13 protein-coding genes and 1 pseudogene are annotated in these 18,439 nt (G+C 68.8%); 6 read left to right on the plus strand and 8 right to left on the minus strand.

The genetic code is table 11. The features are described from left to right. Positions 1-24: 24 nt before the first annotated feature. From DFR72_RS38425 to DFR72_RS38445, 5 genes are read right to left on the minus strand one after another with little or no spacing between them, the layout of a single operon-like run. Entirely contained in the window at positions 25-2,745 is a 2,721-nt protein-coding gene (locus tag DFR72_RS38425) for a DUF5682 family protein (RefSeq protein WP_090071689.1), read from the minus strand. Then, positions 2,742-3,854 carry an ATP-binding protein gene (locus DFR72_RS38430; protein WP_090071687.1) on the minus strand — a complete coding sequence of 371 codons (1,113 nt, stop codon included), beginning with the start codon at positions 3,852-3,854 and terminating at the stop codon, positions 2,742-2,744. Before DFR72_RS38430 ends, DFR72_RS38425 begins: the two co-directional genes overlap by 4 nt. Positions 3,855-3,890: 36 nt before the next feature. Further along, on the minus strand, positions 3,891-5,255 hold the full coding sequence (locus DFR72_RS38435) for a VWA domain-containing protein (RefSeq protein WP_090071685.1): 1,365 nt from the start codon (positions 5,253-5,255) through the stop codon (positions 3,891-3,893). After that, on the minus strand, positions 5,252-6,634 hold the full coding sequence (locus DFR72_RS38440; protein WP_114773936.1) for a hypothetical protein: 1,383 nt from the start codon (positions 6,632-6,634) through the stop codon (positions 5,252-5,254). Before DFR72_RS38440 ends, DFR72_RS38435 begins: the two co-directional genes overlap by 4 nt. Continuing rightward, positions 6,634-7,131, minus strand: a complete 498-nt coding sequence (locus DFR72_RS38445) for a hypothetical protein (protein ID WP_090071683.1) — start codon at positions 7,129-7,131, stop codon at positions 6,634-6,636. The genes DFR72_RS38440 and DFR72_RS38445 overlap by 1 nt, the downstream gene beginning before the upstream one ends. Positions 7,132-7,632: 501 nt before the next feature. Here DFR72_RS38445 and DFR72_RS38450 point away from each other — a divergent pair. Beyond that, entirely contained in the window at positions 7,633-8,292 is a 660-nt protein-coding gene (locus DFR72_RS38450) for a phosphotransferase (protein WP_245983819.1), read from the plus strand. A gap of 26 nt (positions 8,293-8,318) precedes the next feature. Here the strand turns inward: DFR72_RS38450 and DFR72_RS38455 are convergent, their stop codons facing one another. Together DFR72_RS38455 and DFR72_RS38460 are read right to left on the minus strand one after the other, a co-directional pair. Then, a complete protein-coding gene (locus DFR72_RS38455; protein WP_090071681.1) occupies positions 8,319-8,975 on the minus strand; it encodes a response regulator in 657 nt (218 codons plus the stop codon). Then, positions 8,972-10,111 carry a sensor histidine kinase gene (locus DFR72_RS38460; protein ID WP_090071678.1) on the minus strand — a complete coding sequence of 380 codons (1,140 nt, stop codon included), beginning with the start codon at positions 10,109-10,111 and terminating at the stop codon, positions 8,972-8,974. Before DFR72_RS38460 ends, DFR72_RS38455 begins: the two co-directional genes overlap by 4 nt. Positions 10,112-10,273: 162 nt before the next feature. Between DFR72_RS38460 and DFR72_RS38465 the strand changes: the two genes are divergently transcribed. Further along, entirely contained in the window at positions 10,274-10,765 is a 492-nt protein-coding gene (locus DFR72_RS38465) for a DUF6326 family protein (protein ID WP_090071879.1), read from the plus strand. Positions 10,766-11,315: 550 nt separating this feature from the next. Here the strand turns inward: DFR72_RS38465 and DFR72_RS47285 are convergent. Continuing rightward, positions 11,316-11,751: pseudogene (locus DFR72_RS47285) on the minus strand (pyridoxal-phosphate dependent enzyme); the annotation flags it as partial. A gap of 133 nt (positions 11,752-11,884) precedes the next feature. Between DFR72_RS47285 and DFR72_RS47290 the strand changes: the two are divergent. The 4 genes from DFR72_RS47290 to DFR72_RS38485 all read left to right on the plus strand — a co-directional run bounded on the left by DFR72_RS47290 (position 11,885) and on the right by DFR72_RS38485 (position 18,411). Then, positions 11,885-12,103, plus strand: coding sequence for a hypothetical protein (locus DFR72_RS47290; RefSeq protein WP_245983820.1), 219 nt, complete (start codon positions 11,885-11,887; stop codon positions 12,101-12,103). 282 nt (positions 12,104-12,385) lie between these two features. Then, the gene (locus DFR72_RS38475; protein ID WP_170176590.1) at positions 12,386-15,826 is read left to right on the plus strand and encodes an NACHT domain-containing protein; all 3,441 of its coding nucleotides are present in this window, start codon (positions 12,386-12,388) and stop codon (positions 15,824-15,826) included. A 10-nt stretch (positions 15,827-15,836) separates the two neighbouring features. Beyond that, the gene (locus DFR72_RS38480) at positions 15,837-16,256 is read left to right on the plus strand and encodes a hypothetical protein (RefSeq protein ID WP_147290348.1); all 420 of its coding nucleotides are present in this window, start codon (positions 15,837-15,839) and stop codon (positions 16,254-16,256) included. 7 nt (positions 16,257-16,263) lie between these two features. Then, positions 16,264-18,411, plus strand: coding sequence for an NACHT domain-containing protein (locus DFR72_RS38485; RefSeq protein WP_143086963.1), 2,148 nt, complete (start codon positions 16,264-16,266; stop codon positions 18,409-18,411). The last annotated feature ends 28 nt before the right edge of the window (positions 18,412-18,439 follow it).

Below are 18,439 nucleotides of genomic sequence, written 5' to 3' on the forward strand. Positions count from 1 at the left end.
CTGCGGTGGTACCTGCCCGGCTGCTCACGTGGCCAACAGCGCCTCCAGTGCCACCGCGGTGTCCGGATGACGGCTCAGCAGCACCGCCCCGTTCGGCGCGGCCTGCCAGGAACCCTCGCAGCCCAGCAGCTCCGCCACCGCGTCACAGGTCGCCGGATGGGCGGCCAGCAGTGCGAGACCGTTTCCGGACCTCGTGCGCACCGCGACGGGTACGGGCTGGTCGAGCCAGGGCGGGACCCACTCGTCGAGTGCCGGGAGCCGGCCGGGGAACAGGCGGCCCGCCTCCCGGATGAGCAGCGGGACGAACTGCGCGCCACGGGAACGCAGCGTGCTGATCAGGCTGGGCAGCCATGGCAGCAGCAGCGGGTCCGGCAGGCGGGCGAACGCGGTGGACATCGTCTCCACCACGAAGTCCACCAGGCTCGGCACCGGGTCGAGGGCGTGCACGAAACCGCTCAGGTAGCGCGGATAGCTCGGCAGCGACAGCGGGTTGCCCAGCAGGTCGTCGCACCGGACGCGCAGTTCGGACCGGGACAGCCGGCCCAGGTGGACCTGCGCGGCCCACAACAGGGCCACCTTCGACGGCTCTTCCGGGTGCGACTGGGCCACCGCGAGTTCCAGCTGGGTGCGGTCGCAACCCAGGGACAGGGCCAGGGACTCCATGCTGAACAGGAAGCCGAGCATGGCGGCCACCTGGTCGACGCCCGCCTCCTCGTCGGTGAACGCCGTCGGCAGCAGGGTGCAGTAGTGGGCGTAGCCGGTGCGGACGAACGACTCGATCCACTGGGGCAGAACGGGTTCGTTCGTGCGGTAGTAGGCGAGCAGGCGGCGGGACCGGCGCAGGACCTCCGGCGCGCCGTCCACCGTGCGTTCGCCGGCCAGCACCTCCAGCGCTCGGGTGCCCAGGTCACCCGCCAGGCGCGGGCTGTGCAGGTAGCGGACGGCGTCCTCGACGGCTTCGAGAACGCTCGCGGTGGTGGCCTGCGGGTCGTAGGCGCTGCGGCGGAGGCGTTGCTCCACGACCTGCTCGACGCTGACGCCCTCGTAGCCCAGTTCGATGAGGGCCCGCTGGTGGGTGCCGAGGGCGAGGTCCCACGACTCCTGGATCGGGCGTTCGCCGAGCTTCCGCTCCCCCATGATCGGACGGGCGGCGCCGCGAGGCAGCAGGTAGCGCAGCATCCACAGCAGGTTCGAGCAGGGTTCGAGCTCCGGCCGGGAGGCGATGTCGAGCAGGGCTCGCTGCACGCCGCGTTGCTGGAGCTTGAGGTCGAGCGGGGCCAGGCGGTCGTGGACGTCGCGGGCCAGCGGTGGCAGCGCGTCGTAGCCGACCTGGCCGATGCGGTCGCCGCCCATCATGATCTCGACCAGGCGGCCGACGTCACGGCGTCCGGGGACGACGTCCTTCTCGATGCAGGTGACGGCGGCGTCCTGGAAGTCGTACGGCGTCGGCCGGGCCCGGTCGCGCATGCCCGCCAGCAGGATCGAGGTCTCGAAGACCGCGATGGCGTCGGCGGTGGAGGCCAGGTAGCCGTTGCGGCGGGCCGCGCGCACGATCTCCACGGACCAGCCGAGCAGTTCGGCTTCGTCGAGCCGGTCCAGCACCGGCGACCGTTGCAGGAAGCCGGAAAGCTGGTCGGCGGCGGTGAGTTCCGCGGCCGGGCCGGGTAGCGCCGCCGGCTTGCGGGCCTTCTTCCCACCGGCCTGGCCGGCGAGCTGGAACGGTGTCACCTTGGTGCGCCGCAGGTTCTTCGCCCACTCGGTGGCCGCGATGGACACCGAGCCCGCTGCGAGGCCGAACTGCGCCTCGATGGCCGCGTGGCTCGACGGGATCAGGCCGTGCTGCCACTTCGTCGCACTGCGCGGGCTGATCACGAAGCCGTCGCTCCCGCCGACGCCGAACTCCGCGACCCGGCTGGCCGCGTGGAAGGCGCCGCAGACGTACAGGCACTCCGCCGGGTCCGCGCCGCTGGCGACCAGGTGCTCGCGCATCCGCGTCCACATGTACCGCTCGCGGTCCTCGTCGACCCGCACCCGGCGCGGATCACCGGGGGCGAGCCGCCGGAACAGGCTGCCGATCAGGAACATCACCTGCCGGTAGGTGTCGTGATCGCTGCCTCCGAGCGGGAGCTCGACGTACTGGTGCCACCACTCCGACCAGTGCCGCACCTTGCCGTGGTGCAGCAGGTGCTCCTCCAGCTCGGCGAAGCGCGGCCGCAGGTCGCCGATCTCCACACCGACCGCGTCACCGTGCAGCGCGTCCTCGTCCGCCGGCCCGGTCTCCGGTGGCTGCCACTGGAACACGTGGTCCGAGGAGCGGTCCACCAGGACCAGCTCGACCCCCGGTGTGTCCAGCGCGTAGGCGATCGCCTGGTACTCCGCGGACGCCTCGGTGATCGGCGCGACCACCGACAGCGGCGCCCACTCGGCCGGGAACCCGTCGACCTCGCTGGAGAACGCTTGCACCGCAACGGGAAGACGGCAGTTGCGCAACTCGGTGAGCAGCGGCGCCATGTCCTCGCAGAGCTCCAGGTAGATCACCTTGGGCTGCTTGTCCCGCAACCGGCGGGCCATGGCCACCGCGGAGGCCGGGGAGTGGTGGCAGACCGGGAAGATCTCCAGCGGCTCGGACACGGCGCGGTCCACGTCGTCGACCATGCCGAGCAGGATGCCCTCCAGGGCACCGGGCCCGTCGGCGAAGGTCGTCGCGGCCTGCTGCAGCTGCGTGCGCAGCGACTCGAAGCTCACGAGAGGGTGGCGATCGTGTCGCGGCCGCCGGCCAGGAACTCCGGCCACAGCCCACCCTCGTCCTTGCCCCGCGGCTCGACCACCCCGTGCAGGTACTTGTTCATGATCGCCAGGTCCTCGGGCGCCCGCCGCGACAGCGACCCCACCAGCGAGGACCCGAGCGAGCGCGCGGTCAGTTCCCGCTCACCGAAGAAGTTGCTGTGCAGGATGGCGTCCTCCAGCACACCGATCTGCTCCGCGGTCGACAGCGCGGACTCCAGCTTCTCGTCGTCGCTGCCCGCCGCGGCCGACGCCGCGCGCAGGTCGGCGAAGCTGCGCAGCAGCACGTCCAGCAGGTTCGGCGGCACGTCCAGCTCGATCTGGTGCCGGCGCAGCAGTTCCTCCGTGCGGAACCGGACGATCTCGGCCTCGCTCTTCTTGTTCGTCACCACCGGGATGCGCACGAAGTTGAACCGCCGCTTCAACGCCGAGGACAGGTCGTTGACGCCGCGGTCGCGGCTGTTCGCGGTGGCGATGATCGAGAAACCGGGCTTGGCGAACACGATGTTGTCGTCGTCCAGCTCCGGCACCGAGACGTACTTCTCGGACAGGATGGAGATCAGCGCGTCCTGGACGTCGCTGGTCGAGCGGGTCAGTTCCTCGAACCGGCCGATGGTGCCGGTCTCCATCGCGTTCATGATCGGCGACGGGATCATCGACTCGCGGGACTGGCCCTTGGCGATCACCATCGACACGTTCCACGAGTACTTGATGTGGTCCTCGGTGGTGCCTGCGGTGCCCTGCACCACCTGGGTGGAGTTGCGGGAGATCGCGGCGGCGAGCAGCTCGGCCAGCCAGCTCTTGCCGGTGCCGGGGTCGCCGATGAGCAGCAGACCGCGGTCGGAGGCCAGCGTGACGATGGCGCGTTCGACGATGCTGCGGTCGCCGAACCACTTCTGCGCGATCTCCCGGTCCAGGCCGTCGGACCGCTCGGCGCCCAGGACGAACAGGCGGATCATCTTCGGCGACAGCCGCCAGGAGAACGGCTTGGGGTTGTCGTCGGCGGCCTCCAGCCAGTCCAGTTCCTCGGCGTACTTGAGCTCGGCGGGGGCGCGCAACAGGTCGGACATGTTCTCGTGGTGCCTTTCGGGAGGTCGGCGAGGAAGTCAGATGGTGAGGAAGGTCTTGAGCTCGTGGACGAGCTTGCGGATGTGGCCGGAGATCACCGGTGTGCCCAGGTCCTTGAACCGCTCGCGGAACCACGGGTTCACGCTGCCGCGGCCGGAGCTCGTCACCGAGCCGACCGGGATGAACTTGGCCCCGGAGCGGTGGATCGCCGCCATCGAGTCGTAGAGCTGCTCGCACTGGGACTCGTAGAAGTCGGAGATCCACACCACCACGGTGTTGCGCGGTTCGGCGATCTTCGGCTGTGTCAGCGCCATCGCCACCGTGCCGTCGGTACCGCCACCGAGTTGGGTGCGCAGCAGGGTCTCGAACGGGTCCGCCACCCACGGGGTCAGGTCCAGGGCCCTGGTGTCGTAGGCGATCAGGTGCACGTCCACCCTGGGCAGCCCGGCGAAGATCGAGGCCAGGATGGTGCAGTTGACCATCGAGTCGACCATGGAACCGGACTGGTCCACCACCGCGATCAGCCGCTGAGGTGTGGTCTTGCGCGCGGTGTGCCGGTAGTAGAGGCGGTCGACGTAGAGCCGTTCCTCCTCGGGACTCCAGTTGGTCAGGTTCTTCCAGATCGTGCGGTCGAGGTCGAGGTTGCGGAACACCCGCTTCGGCGGCACCGACCGGTCCAGCGCGCCGGTGGAGGCCTTCTCCACCTGCGTGCGCAGCACCTCGGCCACCTCGTCCACGAAGCGGCGGATCAGCGACTTGGCGTTGGCCAGCGCCACCCCGGAGAGGTTGTCCTTGTCCCGCAACAGCTGCTCGATCAGCGACATGCTCGGCGTGAGCTGGGCGGCCAGCGCCGGGTCCGCGAGCACCTCGCGCAGGTGCATGCGCTTGACCAGATCCGCTTCCAGGGCACCGAGCTCAGGCCCGATCTGCGGGATCAGGTTGCTCAGGTCCGGCGTGCCGGAGCCCGTCCCGGTGCCGGTCGGGGAGGCCTGACGGCCACCACCGCGCAGCTGCCCCGGCTGGCAGCCCAGGGCACGTTCCAGCCAGCCGGCGTCGGCCTGCCACCGGGACAGCTGCCCGGCGGTGACGGTGCCGGACCCGGTGGCGAAGACGTTCAGCAGCACCTTCGACACCAGCGCGGCGCGCCGCACCTCGGCCGCCTTGTCGCGTTCGTCCCCCGCCTCGGGAACCATCACGCCGTCGAACTCGGCGGCGAGCCCGGGATGGCGCTGCACGATCGAGTCGACACCGGCCTGCGGGTCCAGCAGTGCGGGCGGCAAGCCGATGTCCTGCAGCACGGCGAGGCTCGCTGACTCCAAAGTGGACTGTTCCTCGTGGTCGAACAGCCGGGACAGCAACCGCCAGTAGAGGACCTGCCGGCGGTTCTCCTGTGCGTCGGTCATTTGCGCAACAACCTTCCGGCGCGCTCGCGCAGCACCGTCGCGGCGTCGGTCGCGGCCTTCTCCGCCTTGACACCGGCCTTGTCCACCGCTCCGCCGGCCCACGCACCAGCGTGCAGGGCCACGACCTTCTTGCGCACGGTGGTCTCGACGGCGAGCGGCTGGACCCGGAACACACCCGCGTCCCAGCGCAACAGCCCGATGCAGGCGTTCGACGTCGCCACCGCTTCCGGCGTGAGCGGCCCGGCGGCCGGCACCCGGTCGGTGTCCACGACGACGGGCTGCCCGGCGAGCGAGAAGGTCAGCGCCTCCCCCTGCTCCGCGAGGTAACCCTCCAGGAACACGGGCACGGCGATGCGGGCAGGGTGCCGGTCCAGCGGTGCTGTCGGCAGCGCACCGGCGGCCGGCAGGACGACCCGCGCGGTGACGAACGGGTCGGCCGGCTCGCCGAGCCGGGCGTGCTCGTCGCGCCACAACAGGTCGCCCTCACCGGTGATGGGCATGTCGGTCAGCTCCATGGACCGGCCTTCGCTGACGGCGGCCAGCAACGACAGGTGCGGCCGCAGCAACTGCCAGATCCCGGCACCGATGATCGTGTCCGGCTTGGGCGCCGACACGCTGGCGCGCACCAGGTACGGCGTGCCACCGTCAGCCGGTTCGAACACCGCGTGCACCTGAGCCTGCGCGGCGGTCGCGTGCTCGTGCAGGTCCACTCCCAACGGCAACAGCCGCCCGGTGACCGTGCTGACAGCAACCTCAGTCGCACCGGGCAACGTCAGCACCATCGCACGCGACCACAGATCTCCCCAGCGACGCAACGGAATCCGTTCCAGAGCGGACCCAGGGCAAGACGCAGCCAACTCGGCCGCGAACCCGTCCAGCAACGCGGCCAACCGGCGCAGCCGAGGTTCGGGCAACAACGCGGAGATCACCGGTTCGGCACCGGAGACCAGGTCGTGGTCGATGCCCTGCCACCCGGCTCGAGCCAGATCAGCCAGCCAGGACCGGGCCGCCAGCACCAGGTTCTCGGCCTGTCCCCCACCCGGCACCGAACCGCCCGAGTCGCCCAGTGCCCGTCCGGTCGCCTGCCCCACCCGCTCCATCAGCGCGTCGTGCACCGACCCGAGCAGCGCGATCCGAGCCACCGCAAGGGAAATGAAGTGCTCCTCCCCCGCGGCACCGGCCGCCGCCTTCTCCGCGGCCTCAGCCACCCTGGCACCCAGCGGAGACCCCACCACCGCGCCGGCCAGCACGGCCAGCCCAGCGACCTGCGCGGGTTGCGGCCGCAACAGCCCAGCGGCCAACGCCTGATCAACACCGGCGACGGCCACCAGCACCTCGTCAACCCCGTCGACGGGATCAGCCAGCAGATCGGCGCGCATCACACCACCACCCTGGTAGGCGGAAACCACTGCAACTCAGGCAGCGGAGCCGTGGTAGCGGGAAGCTCCACATAGGCCAGATGACGCAGGAACCGGCTGAAAACCTGTGCCGCGGCAGCACTGTCCGCCTGCGAAGGCCGCGCCCCCATCATGATCGAGTAGATGGCCTGCGCGTCCATGTCCGCGGCGTCCACCCGCAGGTACCGGGCCACCCGCTCCACCCCGTACTGCAACACCGCTTCGGTGACGAGGGCGAAGATGTGGTTGCAGAACGACCCCCGCGCGCCACCACACGGCCGATTGTTGTTGGTACTGCAGGCAAACTCGTAACTCCCAGCGGCAACCGAAGACACGTACACCCGCTCGATGTCCGACCCGCTGGACACCACCCCTTGCAACCGCCCGTCCGCCAACTCGACGAACGGCACCTTCGAAAGCTTGCGCGGCCGCGCGGGCGGCAACGCCCGCGCGGCACTAGCACTTTCCCAGTCCGACAACGATCCCTCTCCTCGCCCCCGAGCAAGCCGATCCGCCGGTCCGGCGGCACAGGAGGAACGTTAGCGCCGACCCCCGACAATTTTCGGCGGCCTGCACCACCCAGCCGAAAGCCGCAGGTCGACGAGGCGGCAGGCCCTGCGTCCAGCACGCTCGAACGCCGCGGTGACCGCATCACCGCGAGCTGTACCCGAAGGGCGTAATGACCTTGCGGCGCCTCGCTTAGAGGAAGTCCAAGCACTAAAACGAGTAACGGAGGATGCCCGATGCGCCCAAGATGAAGGAACCCAGTGTCAGAACAACCTGGCCACTCACCGGTCCTCGGACACCAAGGCCACGCGCTGAGCTCGCACCTCAGAGAGGCCGACGCACGGTTCCGGGTGTGGATGCACGAGAACCTCGATCGCGCCGCAGCGCACTTCAGACTCACCGTCATCGGGACACCTCTGCTCGGCTGCCTGGACAGATCGATCAGCGCGCCCGTGCGAGGACCAGACGAGCCGATGTGGCTACGGGTGGTCTCCGAGGACAGGCAATGGATCGAAGGCGAGTTCTGGACCGGAAACCTGGAAGCGAACGCCTTCACCAACCTGTCCAAGCCACGAGTCGTCGACATCTTCGAGTGGGAACACGGACGACACCAGCGCGCGGAACTGATGACTCTGATGCCAGGCGCACCGTGCTCCCGCACCGACGTCCTCCGCCACATGGCCGACCTCCCAGACAAGTGGTGGGCGGAACTACGCAGGACAAGCGAGTCGATCGCGGCGATGCCGACCAACCGCGTCAACGCCGACCAGGCCTTGGTCAGCGGCCGCATGCAGCAGCAGTTCGGCAACGCGGTGAATCCCGTTGTCCGCCAATGGGAAACGGTGCACGGCGACCTGCACTGGGCGAACCTGATGGGTCCTGAGTTCGCTCTGCTGGACTGGGAGACGTGGGGCCGCGGCCCAGTAGGAACAGACGCGGCCACCCTGCTCAGCTACAGCCTTCTCGTGCCGCAGGCCGCTGAACGAGTGCACGACACGTTCGCTGACGTGCTGACGACAGACGCCGGCATGCTCGCCCAGTTCTACGTGGCCGCCCGGCTCCTGCACCGAGCAGACAGGGGCAGTCACCCGGAGCTGGTCGCGCCGCTCAAAAGGCACACCGACAGCTTGTGACAACGCAGCTCTCCGCACTGCACCCATCAATTGGCTCTCACGCGTCTGGTGTCGTACGCCCACATCGCGATCTCGACGCGGTTGCGTGCGCCGAGCTTGGTCATCAACGATGCGACGTGGTACTTGACCGTGCTCAGGCCGACGAAGAGCTCGGTGGCGATCTCGGCGTTGGTCCGGCCCCGTGCCACCAGCGCGAGCACCTCCTCCTCGCGCTCGGTGAGCGGGTCGACGGGCTGGACCGGTACCACCGGCGCCTGGCCGGCGAAGATCGCCAGCAGCCGGCTGGTGACAGTGGGGGCGATCAGCGCGTCCCCGTTGGCCGCCGCGTGGATGGCCTGCACGAGAAGCGCCGGACCGGCGTCCTTGAGCAGGAACCCGCGGGCGCCGGCGCGCAGGGCGCTGAGGACGTACTCGTCGAGGTCGAAGGTGGTGATCACGACGACCGCCATCGGGTCCGTCACGTCTGGCCCGGCCAGGCGCCGCGTCACCTCGACGCCGTCGAGCCCGGGCATCCGGATGTCGACGAGGAGGACATCGGGACGCAGCCGGGTCGCCAGGTCGAGCGCTGCGAGCCCGTCTGCCGCCTCCCCCACGACCTCGATGTCGGGTTGTGCACCGAGGATCATCACCAGCCCGATCCGGACCAAGTCCTGGTCGTCGGCTACGACAACACGGATGCTCATCCCAACGCCTCCACCGGCAGCACGGCCTCGACCACCCAGCCACCCTCGGGCCCCGGCCCCGCGGAGAACGATCCGCCGAGCAACTGGGCGCGTTCGGCCATGCCCAGCAGCCCGAACCCGAGCTCCGGAGCTGACCCCGGCTCGGTCTGCCCATCGTCGCTGACACGCAACCGGACGGCGTCGCCTTCCCGGCGTACGTCGATCCTGACGCGGGTCGCGCTCCGGGCGTGCCGTACGGCGTTGGTCAGCGATTCCTGTGCGAGCCGGTACAGCGCGGCCTCCACGGGTCGTGCCAGCCGAGTAAGCGAACCGTCCAGCGAGACCTCGACGGTGGGCGTCGCGTCGGCGCACGCCAGAGCAGGCAGGTCCGCCACACCCGGCTGCGGCGAGTAGGCGACGGGTTCCTCCTCACGCAGCACCCGCACCATGGATCTCATCTCCGCCAGGGTTCGCGACGCTTCAGACTCGATCACGGCCAGGAACTCGGCAGCCTTCTCCGGCTGGATGCCGGCGACCACACCACCGGCCTGCGCCTGCACCGCGATGGCCGAGACGTGGTGGGCCACTGTGTCGTGCAGCTCGCGCGCCAGCGCCACCCGCTCCTGGTTGCGGATCTCGCGCTGTTGGCGATGCCAGAGGTCCGCGCGGTAGCGGAACACCGCCGCGAGGGCGACGAACAACAGCAAGAGGACGGTCCCGCCGAAAACGTCGGCCCAGCCCGCGGCGGAGACGTACGTCCCCAGCGCGACGACGACTGTCACGAACGCCGTCCCCAAGACCATCTCCCGTCCCGAGCCCCACCGCACCAGCGAGTAGAGCAGGATCAGGACGGCCATGGTGGAGTAGAGGCCGAGGTCCCCGGCGTGCGCGGTCAGCTGGAGGACCGAGAGCAGCCCGGCGACGCCCCACCCGGCCAGGGCGGCCATCAGGGGGCGGCCCCGCCGCCAGAGCAGGGCAGGCACCAGTGCCAGGGCGAGCACCGTCACAAGGGGTCGCCAGGCCAAGCCCGGCCGAGCGATGCCCTCGACCAAGGCGGCGGCCGCGACCACGCCCACCAGCAGCCAGTCGAGCCGGCCGACGGGTGGGGCGTCAGCAGGCCGCGGCTCATGCCAGATGGAGCGCCGGACGGTGACCACGGCTCCAGCGTAGGGATCGGCGCGCCTCGGCGTACCCGCCGAAAGAACAGGAGAGAGACCATGCCATCGGCCAGGCGAACCCCAGCCTCCGGGCGGGGGCGCCCGCCGCCGGGCTCAGCGATCGTGGACCTACCGATCCTCCCCACAACAACGGAGCCCATGATGACAAACCGTCAACCCACCACCGCCACGCTGGAAGACCAGCGGATCCCGGTGAGAGCCAAGCTCGCAGCCACGTGGACGAGCTTCATGTTCCTGTACGCCTACGTGGACATCCTCAACTTCTTCACGCCCGGCGTCATCGATGACATCCTCAACGGCAAGGTCTTCGAGTTCGACCTTTCCCAGACCTTTTCGACCACGGCGCTGACCCTCGTGGCCATCCCGATCCTCATGGTCGTGCTGTCGATGACGCTGCCCGCCAGGGCGAACCGCATCACCAACCTCACCGTCGCCTCGCTCTACGTCCCCGTCACGGCGTTCAACGCGGTGGGCGAGTCCTGGCTGTACTTCTACGGCCTTGGCATCGCTCTGGAACTGATCCTTCTCGCCCTCATCGTGCGGTATGCCTGGACCTGGCCCCGCACCGCGCCCTCGGCGGCCCTTGCGACTGGCCCGGACCGTGAAACCGTTCGCGCCCAACGGCGAGCGTGAACCCAACTACCGCGCGCCACTGGCAAACCCGTGTGGGACACAGACACAGATCAAGTTCCGTCACGGCTCATTGACGCGCACACCAACCATGTCAACCAATCTCAGCAGAACTCGTCGGCGACTCGATCTTCCGGCCTGCGGCTTCGACGGGGCGATCACGCAGTTCGGAGATCTTGGCGTTGACGCCGACGGAGACGCTGGTCGTCCGGTGGCCGAGCAGGTGGTTGATCCTGATCATGTGCTCGTTGCCGCTGCCGGTCCCGGTGTGCACGCGGGCGATGTCCGGGCGTTGTTCCCGCAGCCACCGCAGCATCCGGGCCTTGACGCACAACCCGAGGCCATGGCCGCGCTCGGAGGGGATCACCACGCTGTCCCGCTGAACGCCCCAGCTGGGCAGCGTCGGGTAGAAGTCCAGCAGAGTCAGCGCGGCGACATCGCCCGTGGCCTCGTTCACCGCGAGCACACCGCGCCGGCCGATGCCGCTCGTGCGCGGTTCCGCCTCCGCCTTCCGGACCAGGTCGGCCGTCCACACCGGAAAGACCACATCGGACCAGGACAGTGCGCCGGACAACCCGGTTCCGGTCGACCCGCCGAACAGGAAACTCGGCTTCGGCCAGTCGCCTGCAGGCGTGCACCGCGTCCACCTGCACGACGTCATCTACAAAGGACTCGTCCAGCAGTTGCGGGCGGACGCTCGCGCCCAGACCGTGGATCATGCGGCGCTGCGGCGGCGACCCGAACGTGACCGAGCCCGCCGTGTCGACCGCGATGCGGGTGCCGAGGAAGCCTCCGTGCAGGTCGGGTTGGTCGACCACCCGCACGGTCGCTCCGAGCGCGGTCATCCTCGCCCGCGTTCTGGCCGGGCACCGAGGGTCGGTGACGCACACGAACCGGTACCCGCGGCTCGCCGCGATCATGCTCAGCGCGACTCCCAAGTTGCCGTAGGACGACTCGACGAGCACGGAGTCGTGGCGCAGCACCCCCGCGCTTGGCAGCCGTCTCCCTTTGGCGACTTCGAACGGCTCGGCGGCGGCCTGGCGAGTGAACCGGTTGTGCTCCAACAGGCCAACGAGCAGCTCGACATCTTCGGCCGCGGTAGCTCTCTGGCACAAGTGGTTCGTGTCCGGTGTCGGCTGGCAACCTTCAGCCTTCGGTGAACCTGAACGTCTCGGCACTGGCCTGGCCAGCGAGCCTTCGCTGATCCAGCAAGCCAACGGCCAGCTCGACATCTTCGGGCAGGGCACGGGAGGCGACCTCGTGCACACGTGGGTCGTGCCGGGGATCGGCTGGCAAACGTCGCCATTTGGCGACTTCGAACACCTCGGCTCCGGCTACTAGGTCCGTCGCGGTGGTGCCGGTACAGACGTCAGCCGCTGTACCAGCACCACCGCATGCCGTTGCTCACGGTTCCGTAGGTCGACGATGCTTCGAGAATTGGGGGTTGGCAGCTCCCTGATCTGGAGTTGCTAGGCGCCTACGACAAGGGCGATCAGCCGCTGCTCTACGAGCACCGGCGCGCCGGATGTACCGGCGCGGATCCACCAGCGCGCTATGAAGCGCTTTGGTAACGATCGTACGGACCGGCACGACAACGGACGGGTGGGACGAGAGGGGTCAGGTTTGCGGTGGCTGGGGCTGGCGGTGCCGCCGTTGCTCGCGATCGCGCTGGGGCTCGCGACGAACCTCGCATCGGACACGTTCCCGTCCTCGTTCGAGGCCGTCGCGTGGCCCGTGCTCGCGGTCCTGGCGGTTGTCGCCGTCTGGCTGGAGATCGCACGTCAGCGTGTTGCCGGTCCGGTGTCCGAGGATGATCGGGTACGGATCGCGGTCGATGCGTTGGCCGGGGCGGTGAAGCAGCAGTGGACGCGTGAGGCCGGGTTGCGCGGGCTGCACGGGCCGTGGGTGTTGCCGCAGCCGTGGACCACGACCAACCGCCCGGTGTCGCCGCCCGCAGTGAGCGTTCTCGGTCCTGACCGGCCGGATTCCCGTTCTGCGGAGCGGGTGCCGTGGTGGAAACGCCTTGTGCGGCGGTCTCGCGCGGAGCCGGTCGGCTTGGTCGCTCGTGGCGAGGTCGACGAGCTGGTGAGCACGGTGCTGCGCCTGCCGCACCGGCAGGTGGTCGTGCTGGGGAAGCCGGGCGGCGGCAAGACCGTGCTGGCCATCCAGTTCACGCTGGCGCTGCTGACTCGGCGCGAGCGACAGCGGCAACTACCGGTGCCGGTGCTGTTGTCGGTGTCGTCGTGGCGGGTCGGTGAGGAAGAACTCCTCGACTGGATCAGGAACCAGCTGCGCACCGACTACCCGGAGCTGACCGTCGACCTGGTCGACGATCCAGGGTTGATCTTTCCCGTGCTGGACGGCATGGACGAGTTGCCCGAAGCCCTACACGCGGAGGCGATCGCGCAGATCGACCGAGCGCTGCGGGGCAGGCCGCTGATGCTGACGTGCCGCGCCGACGAGTACGAACAAGCCGTCTCCCGAGCCCATGCGGTGCCCGCGACCGCGCTGGTCGTAGAACTCGGGCCCGTGGCCGTGGCGGACACGATCGCCTACCTGTCCGCGGGCCGGGTTGATGGTGACACGCGGTGGGCACCGGTGTTGCGGCACCTGAGGGAGAACGCCTCCAGTCCGCTGGCCTCAGCGCTGCGCACGCCGTTGATGATCGGTCTGGCCCGGACCACGACCAACCCCGCCGAACTGCTCGCGTTCGACGACTACGCGGGGGTCGAACAGAGCCTGCTCGACCGCTTCGTCGCTGACGTCTACTCGGACACCCCGCGGGCGCAGACGTGGCTGCGATCGCTGGCCGTGCACCTGCGCCGGGAAGGCGGCTACGCCCTGGGGTGGTGGGAGCTGTATCGGATGCGGGCGTCCGCGACCCGCCGTGCCACCAGCATCGTCACGGGACTGGTGTGCGCGGTGCTCGCCGCGGTGGCGGTCTGGCTGATGGTGTTGCCGACCGTCGCCGGAAACGGAGGAGCCCTGTCTCTCGGGGCGGTGGCCGGTGTGCTGGCAGGCGTGACCACCGGGTGGGCTGTGCGCGCTCGCGCGGTCGCCGAACCGAGCCGTGTCAACGCGGGCATTCGCGGCCGTCGGCTGCTGCTCGCCGGGCAGCTCAGCCGTGGCGTCGTGCTGGGTACGGCGGTGGGGCTCGGGATCGGCGCGATCGCGGAAGTCACCTACACGATCACGTTCGACATATCCGACCCCTCGCGGCTCGGCCTGTTGCTGGGAGTGATCTTCGGTGGCGTGACCGGCCTCGCCTACGGGCTGGTGGGGTGGCTGCAAGGCCCGGCCGACACGGTGCGCGCCGCGAGTCCCAGGGCGGCTCTGCGAGCCGATCGCACAGCGAAGTTGTTGCGGCTCGCAGTGTTCGGCCTGACGTTCGGGTTCATCGTCGCGTTGGTGACAGGTGTTGTCGCGGGCCCTCGGATCGCCTTGATCGACGGCGTGGGCGCGGGCTTGCTCGGCGTCGTGGTGGGCCTCGCCCGCGGCCCGCACGTGTGGACGACTTTCCTTGTCGCTCGATGCCTTTCGGCGCTGCGACGCGAGTTGCCCTGGCGGCTCATGGCGTTCCTGGACGATGCGCACCGGCGAGAAGTGTTGCGCGCCAACGGCGGCACCTACCAGTTCCGGCACAGTCTGTTGCAGGACCACCTCGCCGGCGGTCCCGTCGAAACCGCCGACGTCGTCGCCGCGGCGCCGACGCCCGTGCGTCGGCGGTCGCCTGCGCGCAGGATGGTGCTGCCGCTCGTGGTGTCGGTGCTGGCGGGCGTCGGACTGGGCGCCGGCCTGCCGGTAGCGGGCGGACTGCAGACGCGGTGCGGTGTCTCGCCGTTCGACACCTCGATCCGCTACCTGCGGGTCGGGCTGGACAGCGAGTGCGTCGGCGTGACAGACGGCTCCTACGAGTTCAGCCCGGACGTCGCCGAGGTGTCGCGCCTGATCGCCAGCGAGAACGGGCAGGTCCGTCGCTCAGGTGAGCCCTATGTCCGGGTGGCGCTGCTCGCGCCGCTCAACGAGGGCACCCTGAGCGCCGCCCAGGTGCGGCACGCCCTGGAGGGCGCGTTCATCGCGCAGACCAGAGCGAATCGCGTCAATCCGGTCAATGCGGAACTCGTGCTCGCCAACATCGGAAGCCGCCAGCGGCACTGGGCGCCGGTAATCGATCAGCTGGCGCGGGCGAGCACCGAGGACCACCCTCTGGTGAGCGTGATCGGTCTGGGCATCAGCACGCACGACACGCGTGAAGCGGCGCTGAGGCTGGCAGAACGAGGAATTCCGCTGATCTCGGCCACAGCCAACGCCTTCCAGACCAGTAGCCTGATGCGGATCACCCCAGGCAACGCCGAGTTCGCCAAGGCCTTGGTCGCGGAACTGCGCAAGCGCTCGATCGAGCCCACTCACCTGATCACCGACGGCCCACGCGACCTGTACGTCGCCGCGTTGAGCGAAAGCCTGGCGGCAGCGTGGGGAGGACGCGTCAAACACTACGTCGTGGAGAGCACGCTTGGAGTGCGGGGCTTCGTCGAGGAGCTGTGCCGCTCGGCGGTGACGTTGTACAGCGGCCGTACGGCGGGGCTGAGGAACTTGCTCACCGACATCGCCGTCCACTGCCCGAACCAGCCGATCACCGTGGTGACAGAGGCGATCAGCCTCGCAGAGGTCGCACAGGAGATACGCGCAACCAGGGTGAGACTGATCTACGCCAGCCCAGTCGACCCAGCGGGCTGGGAGGGCGACCTCCCGTTCACGCCTCGGGGTTTCGCGGATTTCCGCGCCCAGTACACGTATTGGTTCGACGATCCCCTGGACGACGGCTATGCACTCCTGCACCACGACGCCGCACTCACCGCCTTCACCGCCATCAACGCCCCCGGAGACCGGCCACCGACACCGGCGGGCGTCCGGCAGGCGTTGCGGCGAGTAGAGATCAACGGCGCCACGGGCACGATCTCGTTCGACAACGCAGGAAATCCCATCGGCAAGCTGATTCCGGTGCTTGAGTTCCCGCAACGGTCGTCCGGTCCGGTCCCTTACGTCACGGTCGGACCAAGGTGACCTCTTAGCTGTGACTCCAGGCGAACAGCCGCTGCCCCACATGCACGCGGAGCTGTTGTGGTGCTTGGACTCCCGGCTCCGCTCGGTCGCCATAAACCGGCCTCAGCTCATCGTGGACAGCCTGGACGAACGTCTGGGCATCACCATCTTCCGGCTCGGCGGTGAAGCGGCGGCCGATCGGGCGCTGTGGCACATCTGGCAGGCCAACCGGCTGGACCTGCATTCCGAGCAGGCGCCGAAGACTCGAGCCGCGGGCGCGAAGTTGGTGTCAGATTGCAGCGGGCCAGGTTCGAAACACTGTCGGACGCAGACCTTGCAGCCACAACTTCAGGTCACATGCCGCCAGACGGGTGAATCTTGTGTCGAACACCACGCGGCCTTTACCGGATTGAGCGTGAACGGCTCCTGTTTCCGCACGCCACGGGCATAATCGCGCGGTGCGACGCGGTGGCCGGTTGGCGCTTCTAATCGCCGGCGCGATCGTGACGCTGGTCCTGCTGCCGGTAACGGTCAACGTCGCGACCGGCGGCGCTCTCGCCCCGCTCAGAAGCTGGACGTGGCCCGCCATCGGTGTGCTGTTGGTCGCGGCCATCGTGCTCGCTGTCCGCGAGTGGGGTCGCGACGACGGCATCAGCGTTCGGTTTCCCGACCATCCGAAGAACCGGCCCAACGCGCTCGACCGGGTGGACAAGTTCGTCCGGGAGCGCCTTGAGAACTCGCTGTCAGAGAAGGTTCGCATCGCGCTGTCGCTCAACGAGCAGTCAACCAAGGTGCTGCGGCAGTCGTCGTTGCGGGTGCGAGCGCCGGACGGCCCGCCGCGTGAGCACTTCGGGTCTGTGCATGAAGCGTTCGAGGCGCTCGACGAGTCGATGCTGGTGCTCGGCGCGCCTGGTTCGGGCAAGACGACCATGCTGCTGGAGCTGGCCGTCTCACTGATCGACTTGGCGCGCAACGATGAACGGCGACCGGTGCCGGTGCTGGTGGACCTCGCGAGCTGGTCACGGTGGAAGGGGTCTCTGAGCTTCACCGACTGGGTTCTCGCCGAGGTCGAACACCAGTACCACATCCCGCACCGGATAACGAAAGCGTGGCTGAACGACGGCAGACTGGCTCTGCTGCTGGACGGTCTCGACGAAGTGGAACCGGCCGATCGCGACAGCTGTGTGCAGGCGTTGAACGCACTGCAGGACAAGCTGCTCATTCCGCAACTGGCGGTGTCGAGCCGAGAGCGGGACTACGACCGGCTCGCCACTCGCCTGCGTATGCACGGAGCGGTGGTGATCAGGCCGCTCAGCCGGTTCCAGGTGCTCGACTTCCTCGAGTTCCACGAGATCGACGTCGACCACGAACTGCTGGAGATGCTCGGCTCTCCCTTGATGCTCAACATCGTCATGCTCGGCCGCCAAACCGGTGCTCGGATCGGACTCGACCGCCGCAAGCTGTTTGACGCCTACGTCGCTGAGGTCTTGTCGTCGCAGCGCGGGCAGACGAACTTTCCGGCACGAGACGTGTTGCGGTGGCTCAAATTCCTGGCCACGTATGCCGAGGGCCCCGTCAGGCCGGTTCGTTACACGGTTCCTGACAGACCGCCGAGGGACGTGCAGGTCTCGGTGAAACGGTGGTTGGCGCCGTTCGCGCGTGCCGGTGCGGTCACGATCGGGACGATGATGCTGACGGAGTGGTTCGGCGGCTGGACCGGCCTGCTGGCATCCGCGTTCGCGTTCGTACTCTCACCCCTTCTGGGTTTCAGGCTCCTGTTCGGATACAGCGCCCGCTTTCGTCCTGTACCCGTGACCAGGCCGCTCGGCTGGGCTGCCTCAGGTGCGATCCTCGGCGTCGTGTTGGGCTCCGTCGGCGTTGTGCTGGGCTCGGTCGTGGCCTTCCTGGTCTCATTGCTGCCGCCCGTGCTGGCCGGTGCTCTGTTCACGCTCCTGACGGGTGTGTTGGTCGGTGGCTGGCGCGGATTCCAGTGGGACATCTTCAAGTGGTCGTGGGCGACGGTGAGGTGGGGTGCGTCCGCAGGAGTGATCACCGGCGGGATGGTGGCGCTTTGGGGAACGCCGCGCGAGTTGTTCGTCGGCTGGGGCGTGGGTCTCGGGCTCGGCCTGGCGCTCAGTCTCGTTCGCGATTTCGACGTGCTCGGCGACGACCCCAGCGACAAAATGATCGATCAACGAGAACAACGCTCCGCGTTTTCGTGGAACTTGCAAGCACTGATCATCGGGACACTCATCGGCACGGCCGCCGGTACGGTGTTGTCCCGCGAGCCGGCAGCGGCTGCATGGCCCGCGTTGATCGGATGCGGCATTGGGCTGCTCTACGGCCACATCGCCCGGTGGATCTGGCCGACCAATCGGATACCTCGGCCCCCGGTCGTGCGCGTCGCGATCGCAGTCTGCGGCCATGTTCCTGTTCGCCCCCGACAGTTTCTCCAGTACGCCGCCGACCGGAGCCTTTTGATCGAAGCCGCAGGCGAGTTCCGGTTCGTCCACGCGCTCGTGCAGGAGCACCTTGCCAAGTGTGACCCGGAGAAGCTCGCGGCCCAGGTGCGCGTCCTGGACAAGTCGCCACAAACGACAGACTGACGACACGCTCGACACTGCCGAGCCTGCC

The sequence above is a fragment of the Lentzea flaviverrucosa genome, assembly GCF_003350445.1.
In the GTDB taxonomy this organism is placed as follows: domain Bacteria; phylum Actinomycetota; class Actinomycetes; order Mycobacteriales; family Pseudonocardiaceae; genus Lentzea; species Lentzea californiensis.